Source organism: Streptomyces sp. MK37H (genome assembly GCF_018035285.1).
Lineage (GTDB): Bacteria > Actinomycetota > Actinomycetes > Streptomycetales > Streptomycetaceae > Streptomyces > Streptomyces endocoffeicus.
Window position 1 is genome coordinate 1 of record NZ_JAAAYH010000404.1, and the last position, 8,260, is coordinate 8,260.

Below are 8,260 nucleotides of genomic sequence, written 5' to 3' on the forward strand. Positions count from 1 at the left end.
GGGCCTGGGGCGGAGCCCCAGTTTCGGGAAGGGGCGGGGAGGGGAACAGCCCGCCGCAGGCGTCCTAACCGCGGGCAGCGGCCACCGTGAACGCGTTCTTCACCGTCTGCGTCACGCTGTTGCCGTCCGCGTCCCTCCCGGTGACGCGCAGCGAGGCGTCCCGGCCCGCCGCGGCGTCCGGAGTGGTCCAGTCCGCGCGGAACCGGCCCTTGCCGAGCGCCGTGACGGCCGCCGCAGTCCACCGCTCGCCGCCGTCGAAGGACACCTCGACCCTCGCCCTGGTGACCGCGGGCGCGGCAGTGACCGCGGGCGCGGCCGCCACGCCCGGTACGTGCCCGAAGCCGACGACGAGATGGTCGTCACCGGCCGGGCTGGTGCCGTCCAGCGCCGCGTCGAGCCGGTAGTGCGGGACGACGACCGGCAGCGCCGAGCACTCGGCGGGCCCGTCGTACTCGCCCGCCTCCGACACGCAGGTCCAGTTGTCCGGCACGGTCTGGACGCCCGAGTGGCCGGAGGAGAAGGTCCACTCGGTGTGCGTGGTCAGCGACTGGTGGAACTCGCCGTTCGTCCTGGTCTGGTCGTACACCACCGTGTACGGGGCGTTCCGCGGCGGCACGGTCAGGACGCCACCGGAGACGCCGTCACCCTCGTACAGGGTCGTGTCGCCGGAGACCACCGCGAAGTGCGAGGAGGTGATGTCGGACGGGAACGCGAGGGCGTGGTGGTCGGCGGTGTCCATGACCGTGGCCAGGGAGAAGGTGAGGGCGTCGCCCTTGCGGCACGCCGCGCAGTACCACGTCTCGTCCGCGGCGGCGCCCCGCGCGGGCTCGGTGAAGCCCGGGGCCAGCGGGCCGCGCAGCCAGTCCACCGTGGTGGTCCGGCCGGGCCGGACGGTCTGCTTCTCGGACACGAAGCGCCGCTCCCCGGCCTTGAGCCAGTCGTGGTAGGTGGCGCCTGGTGAGCCACCGACGTACTCGATCCGCTGCGCCGGTGTCTTGAACGGCTCGGACAGCGCCTCGCCGCTCGATTCGTACGGCAGATACATCAGGCGTGCGACCTCTTGGGCGCGGCCCGGCGTATCGCTGTGGTAGTTGGTCCGCACGGTGGCCAGTTGGCGTCCGGTGACCTTGTAGTGCTGGTTCTTCGCGATCACACCGGCGGGGTTGGCCAGCTTCAGGTCGTAGGAGTAGGGCGTGGCCGCGTCCGCGGGCGCCTTGCGGTGGGTGTAGACGTTGAGGCGCAGATCGCCGGTGGTGACGGGGCGGCTGGAGGGCTGGACGTAGACGGGCGCGCCGCTGGAGACGCCGACGCCGCCGTTGACCGCCACCTCACCCTTGGTGTCGTCGCGCAGGTAATGGAGAATCAGCTGGTGCTCCTCGGCCGGGCGCGGGGTCGAGAAGGTGACCCGCTCGGTGGCCTTGCGCAGGTCGAGCACGACATCGGTCGCGGTGGCACCGTCGGGGACGGTGAACTCGGCGGTGGCCATGCGGATGCCGGTCGACTCGCCCGCGCTGTCGAAGGTCGGGGCGGAGACCATGGCGCTGTAGCGGCCCGCGGGCACCTCGGCCTTCGCCTCGCCGTCGACGGCCTGGAGGGACGGCTCCCGGTAGCGGGTGGCGTCATCGACGTTGGCCAGGGCGAACGGCGTGGTGCCCGCGAGGGGCTTGCCGTCCGTACCGAGCACGGTGACCTTCACAGGGTGGTCGGCCCGCGTGTGGTCCGCCACCGGATGGTCCCGCCGTGTGTGGTCCGCTCGCGCGGGCGGGCGCGGGGCGGCCCGTCCATCGGCCGTGGCGACCGCCGGTACGACGGAGGTGACGCCGCCGAACAGCGGGCCGTCGCCGACGGAGCCCTCCGCCGCCTCGGCGCCGACCTGCTTCGCCAGCGCCGCGCCGAACGCGGGGCCCGAACGCGGCGCCGTGGTCCCTTCCCTGGACCCGACCCGCACCGGGGTGGTGGTCACCCCGGCCTCGGCGAGGGCGGAGACGTTGAACAGCGCGGGGTCCAGGGTGCGGCCCAGATACGGCAGCGCGGTCAGCGGAATGACGAAGACATCGTTGTCCAAGCGGCGGGTGACATAGTCCGCCTCGGCTCCCGGCCGCGGCGCCACGACGACGCTCCCGTCCGCGCCGAGCGTGACGCGCTCGCCGGTGACCAGGGTGACGGTGTGGGCCGTGGCGTCAGGAGCCGGGGAGACCGCGGCCGTTGGGGTGCCCTCCGTAGGGGCGGCCAGGGCGCCGGGAGCGGGGCCCGCCGCCAACCCGAGGGCGGCCAGGGCGCATCCGGTCGCGAGGGCACGGGCGCCGCGCGCTCCGGCTCCGCGCGCCGCGGTCCGTCTGATCCGTCGGTACCACATGAGGCAGATCCTTCCGTGACGGGGGATCAAGCACATTGACGTCCCACAGGTTCGTCTCCGGAAGAGATCACTTACAGGTACGGACCAAAGCTGGCCGAGAAGTGCCGCTCTGAGGCGTTAACCGAGCGCCCGTCACCGCCCGCCACCTCAGGCCGCTTCGCACCACCTCCGTGGAGCGGCCACGGTGAATTCGGCCCTCATCCCCGACGCGATCGTCCACGGCGACCTCAGGACCGGCACCATCACCTGGAACACGCCCTGGCCCGGGCCCTGGACACGATCGACCGCCCGGGCCCGGGGCCCGCGGAGAGCGTCACAACGCCTCCATCCAGGAGTGATCGAGGCATATGAGAGAGCCGGTACCGCGCTGCGGCACCGGCTCTCTCGTATGCCTGGTGTGAGGAGAAGCCCCGCAATGACCCGCTATCAGGGGGAGCGGCCGGATTTTCCGGCGCACCGTACACACCGGAAACTGCCGTTAACTGGACGGTGTTCACAAAGGGTTTTTCTCAGGGCCACTCAGCGCAATGGACTGTGACTTCTCAAAGCACCGGAGAGGACGACGGAATGCCGATCCGAGCGACCACTTGACCACTACATCCGACTTGAAACGGCCTTCCGCGGAGATTTTGGCGACATTTGGCGTCCCGGCACTGTCCTCTTACGACATGACTGCTTTACGTTTCTCTTTTCTCGCACCACCACGCACAGCACCACCAGGCACACTTACAGGGGAACCGTGCTCACTCAGGACTCGACCACGCAAGGCGCCTCGAGCGCACCGGATGCGGAGGCGCCACAGACCGGCGAGCGGCCCAAAGCGCCCGCCCGGTCCAAGCGGGCCGCCATTCTCGGCTGGGTCGTCACGCTCAGCCTCAATGTCGTCGCACCGATCATCACGTACAACGCACTGCGCGACCACGGCTTCAGCGAATTCGCCGCGCTGCTGATCAGCAGCGCCTGGCCGGTGGTCGACGGCGCCGTCCACCTCGCCTGGCGCCGCCGCCTCGATGAACTCGCCATCGTCACCCTGGTATTCATCGTGATCACGGCCGTGGTGTCGACCGTCGGCGCGCACACGGCCCGCGCGCTGCTGATCAAGGACTCGTGCGTCACCGGGCTGTTCGGGGTGCTCTGCCTCGCGACGCTGCTGGCGCCGCGCCCCCTGATGTTCTACCTGGGGCGCAAGTTCGCCACCGACGGCACCGAGGCGAGCACCGCCTGGTGGAACGGCCTGTGGCACGTCGATGGCTTCCGCAAGGCCATGATGACGATGACGACCGTCTGGGGCGTGGCCTACTGCATCGAGTCCGCGGTCCGGGTCGTGCTGTCGTACACCCTCAGAACCGACACCATGGTGGTCCTGAGCCCGGTCCTGATCTACGCCGTGCTGGGCTCCCTCGGCACATGGACGGCCCTTTACGGCAAGCGGTCGCGCCGCAAGGGCCAGGCGCGCGCCGCCGCCGCGGCGGCGGCAGCGGCGGAGGCGGCGGCGGAGGCGGCAGCCGCGGCGGCGACGGCCGGGGCCAAGGCGGAGCCGAAGGCGGACGCCGGGACCAGGGCCAAGGCCGAGGCGACTGCGGACGCCGCGACGAAGGCGGAGCCCGCAGCGGCGGCCGACGGCTGACCGGCCGTCCGACACCGGGAGGCCGGGCGCGGCGAACTCCGGCGTCCGGCACCGAGGTTGGTGTGGGAAGCTGTTCGCCAGTCGAGCGCGGGCGGGGGCCGTGACGGTCGTCGAGAGGAGACTTGCGTTGACGGAGAACGGCTTCCGCGCCGAGGAGATCGATACCAGCAGGCCGCATCCTGCCCGGATCTACGACTACCTGCTGGGGGGCAAGAACAACTACGAGGTGGACCGCGAGGCCGGTGACCGGCTCGCCGCCGCGGCGCCCGAGGTGTGGAGCGGCGTACGGGCCAACCGCGACTTCCTGCGGCGCGCCGTGCGCTATGTGGTCGACAGCGGCATCCGGCAGATCCTCGACATCGGTACCGGGCTGCCCAGCTCCCCCAATGTGCACGAGATCGCCCGCGAGCTGGCGCCTGACGTGCGCGTCGCGTACGTCGACAACGACCCGATCGTCAACACATACGCCAATGTGCTGCTGAGCGGCTCGGCCGCGACCAGCATCGCGCTCGCCGATCTGCGCGACCCGCGGGCCATCCTGGACCATCCCCAGGTCCGCCAGGTCATCGACTTCGACCAGCCGGTCGCGGTGCTCCTCGTGGCCATCGTCCACTTCCTCACCGAGGCGGAGCAGCCCGAGCGGGTCGTCGCCACCCTGCGCGACGCGCTGCCCGCCGGGAGCTTCCTGGTGCTCTCCCACGCCACGGACGACTTCGCCGACCGCAGCGCGGCCTCGGCCGTCTACGACACCGCCACCGCCACCTTGAGCCTGCGGTCCCGCGACCGGATCGAGCGGTTCTTCGACGGCTTCACCCTGGTCGAGCCCGGTCTGGCCGAGGTCCCGTTCTGGCACCCGGACGCCCCGCCGCCGACCGGCCCCGGGGAGATCGGCTACTACGGCGGGGTGGCGCGCAAGACCGGCTGAACCGCCGCCGCGGCTGGCGAGCGCGCGGTTCGCGGCCGGCGTCAGGAGGGGCAGGCGTTCTTGGAGCCGTTCCGGTAGGTGCGGTAGAGGCCCGGCGCGCCCGGATCGCCGGAGCGGGCGCTCGACGGGAACTCGACCACGGGCACGGGCTTGCACACGGCCCATTGGTCGTTCTTGCCCGGGCCCTCGAACCCGTAGGTCCCTCCGGCGCCGACCAGGCAGGAGCTGCACCCGTCACCGGCGATGCTCGGAATGATGAGGGTGTTGTACACATCGTCCTTCGTCGGGATGCTCAATGCCTCCGGCGTCTTCTTGCCGCCCTCGTTGATCTCGGCGAAGGTGCGGTCCACGGCGCCCGCGAGCAGTGTGAAGGCGTCGTGGTACATCACGGCGTAGCCGTCGTCGAGCGGCTTGTCCCCCAGCTTGTGCTGGGTCCGGATCTCCTCGAAGCGGTCCAGGAAACGGCCGAGCGCCTTCTTGGGCTTGGCCTTCCCCGCCCACCAGGCGGGGTCGACGGCGGAGGCGTCGACGATCGTGGCGCGTGCCTCGTCCAGCCATCGGGCGGGCGCGTCCCCGGTGAGCGTGGGCTCCAGGCCGATGCCGACCTTCAGGATGCGCAGCGTCGTGGTGCGCCCGCAGCTGCCCTCCTGCGCCATGCGCTCCATGAAGGCGGGGAGGTCCTGGTCGCGGCCCGCGAAGAAGACGGTGTCGGACTTCTCATTGCAGATCTTCTGGACGGCGTCGGTGAACCGCTGGGGGATGCCCTTGTCGGTTCCGGAGGTGCCGGTGAAGTTCGAGTTGTGGTTGGTCAGGTCGTACGCGGTGCCGAAGTGCCGTTCGAAGACGCTGCGCAGGTTCTGGGAGTAGACGTCCTCGCCGCGGTTGTCCCAGACCAGGAAGCCTCTGTGCCGGGCCGGCTTCCGGTCCAGGTAGAGCTTGAGGGCGCGGGCGAACTGGTCGTTGTTGGGCGAGGTCTTGAAGAAGTACGGGGAGTTCATGTTGGCCGCGGTGATGACCGGGCCGACGGTGGGGATGCTGTGCTTGCTGAGCGCGGCGATCGCCCTGCGGGTCTCCGGTGTGCTGCTGGGGATGCCGGTCACGCCGACCAGAGGCGCCCGGGTGTCCTTGGTCAGCTCGGCCAGACGGTCGACCACGGGCTCCCATTCGTCGAGGTTGCGGCCGTCGGGGGCGAGCAGCAGCTGGTAGTGCGGTCCGCCGAAGCGGTTGGCCTGCCGCTGGGCGGCCAGGGCGCCCGCGATGCCGCGGCGGATCATGTCCGCCGTCATGGCGCTGTGGTCGTCCGCGGTGAAGGGCATCATCAGCGCGATCCGTACGTACGGGATCCTGGGCCCGCTCGGCGGGTCCTCCCAGTCCCGCTTCACCCGGGCGTTCTCGTCCGCCACCGCCCCGATGAGGCTTTCGATGCCCGGGTCCGCCTCGAAGGCTCCCTCGGTGACGCCCACGCAGTCCCCGTCGATGTCCCGCAGGTCGTCACCGCACCTGCCGGGGCCCCGCGCCACGTTGACGGCGACGGTGATCGCGGCGGCGACCAGGACGCCGATTCCGACGACGGCCAGCCATTCGAGCGGCCCCCACTCGCGAGGATGACGGCGGAACAGACGGAGCAGCATGCTTCCTCACTGACCGGAGATAGGGAAGGGGCGCTTCTTCCGTGCCGCCGCAGGCCAGTTGCGGGCCGCCTGGCCCAGGACGGCGTGCCAGGACGGATGGCGCGGTGAGAGATAGGCCAGCTCCTCGCCGACCGCCTTGCACATATCGGGGTCCGGCTCGGCGTGCGGCTCGGAGACATGCCACAGGGCGTGCAGCAGCCGGTTGACGCAGCGCTCGATCTCATGCAGTTCGGCGTACCGGCCGTCGCGCGCGCCGAGGGCGATCTGCATCCGTTCGTCGGTCCACTCCTCGGCCGGTGGGGTGGGCGCGGTGGCGGCGTACTGGAGGCACAGCAGCCAGTGGGCGGCGGCGTGGGCGTCCTTCTCCGACTGGAACTCCTCCGTCAGCATGGCCACCACCGTCTCGGCGTTCCCCGCCGCGAGCGTGTGCCGCAGCGCGTCGGCCTCGCCGCTCTCACCGCGCTGGGCGTGGTGCATCCGCAGGAAGCGGTGGATGTCCTGCCAGCTGCGGCCGTCCTCGGCCCGCGAGGAGGTGCGGCGCGCCTCGTGCACCAGCAGGGTGCGCAGCAGCGCGTCGGTGACCAACGGCTGGTCGGGCGGGGTCAGTTGCTGCCACTGCTGCTCTTCGAGGTAGTCGGTGGCGGAGTTGGCGGGCAGCTGGTCCGGGCCCTGGAGCCGCAGGTGCTCGGCCAGCGCCTCGGCCGCGGTGCTGTCGCGGGCGAGCGAGAGCAGGGTCAGCCGGTCGCGCTGACGCCGGTCCGGGAGCAGCCGCTCCAGGAGCGCCTCGGTGACCGGGCGGCCGTCCTTCGCGTTCAGTTCGAGGAGGTCCCGCGGGTGCACGCCGCGGCCCCGTTTGGTGGCGTCCAGGACCGCCTCGCACAGCACGGTGGTCACCGCGGGGTGCCCGCCGGTCAGGGAGTGCACGGCGGACGCCAGATAGGGGTGGAGCGGCCGGGCGGGCCGGCCCGGCACCAGCAGGGGCAGGATGTCGTCCCGGCTCAGCGGGGTGAGCGGGACGGCGAGCAGCCCGGCGGACGGGGCCAGGCCCCTACGCTGCCAGCCGGAGGACTTCACCAGGTCGGGCAGGTCGCGGCGGACGGCGTCGGAGGCGTCCTCGGGTAAGCCGCCGAGGCGGGTGGCCACGACGACGAGCTCCTCGTGGTCGGGGCGTTCGGGCAGCGCGCGGTGTTCGAGGAGCAGGTCGAGGAAGTCCTGGCCGGGCGGGCAGTGGGCGTCGTCGAGGAGGATGAGCGGCCACGGTTCGCGGTTCCACCGCTGGAGCCTGCCGTAGGAGGAGGCGACATCGTGGAGGAAGGCGGCCATCAGGCTCTGCTCGGCCGCGTGCCGGTAGTCGCCGCCGCGCTGGAACCACTCCCCCAGCAGCACCAGCGGATCCTGGCCGTCCGCGCCCCGTGGAAAGCGCCCCCGGTACCACTCCTGCGCCGCGGTCGGCTGGTGCCGGTCGGTGTACTCGGCCACCACGGCGGCGGTGACCGCGTCCCGGCCCCACTCCGCGTCGGCCTCCGCGTCGATGGTCTCCAGACGGCCTTCGACGGCGGTGGCCCAGGCGTGTCTCAGCGCGTTCTCGTCCCCGCCGGCGAGGCGGCAGGCGAGCAGCAGCCGGGCGAAACTCAGACACGCGGCGTCCCGCTGCTCGCCGTTGCCGTGGTACCAGCCGGAGACGGCGAACAGGCCGGGCACCAGGACGGGGAAGCGACGGC

At 71.6% G+C, this 8,260-nt stretch carries 5 protein-coding genes; 2 read left to right on the plus strand and 3 right to left on the minus strand.

All coding sequences use genetic code 11. The annotated features are described in order from the left end of the window. Positions 1-64: 64 nt before the first annotated feature. Positions 65-2,356: a hypothetical protein gene (locus tag GWI24_RS35880; RefSeq protein WP_210950221.1), complete on the minus strand. Its 2,292-nt coding sequence runs from the start codon at positions 2,354-2,356 to the stop codon at positions 65-67. Positions 2,357-3,095: 739 nt separating this feature from the next. Between GWI24_RS35880 and GWI24_RS35885 the strand changes: the two genes are divergently transcribed. Beyond that, on the plus strand, positions 3,096-3,983 hold the full coding sequence (locus tag GWI24_RS35885) for a VC0807 family protein (protein ID WP_247617335.1): 888 nt from the start codon (positions 3,096-3,098) through the stop codon (positions 3,981-3,983). Between the two features lie 127 nt (positions 3,984-4,110). Then, positions 4,111-4,908 carry an SAM-dependent methyltransferase gene (locus tag GWI24_RS35890; RefSeq protein WP_210950222.1) on the plus strand — a complete coding sequence of 266 codons (798 nt, stop codon included), beginning with the start codon at positions 4,111-4,113 and terminating at the stop codon, positions 4,906-4,908. Positions 4,909-4,949: 41 nt separating this feature from the next. Here GWI24_RS35890 and GWI24_RS35895 read toward each other — a convergent pair whose 3' ends face one another. Next, positions 4,950-6,539, minus strand: a complete 1,590-nt coding sequence (locus tag GWI24_RS35895; RefSeq protein WP_210950223.1) for an ABC transporter substrate-binding protein — start codon at positions 6,537-6,539, stop codon at positions 4,950-4,952. A gap of 6 nt (positions 6,540-6,545) precedes the next feature. Continuing rightward, the coding region (locus GWI24_RS35900) for an ATP-binding protein (RefSeq protein ID WP_210950224.1) at positions 6,546-8,260 on the minus strand (1,715 nt) is incomplete at its 5' end.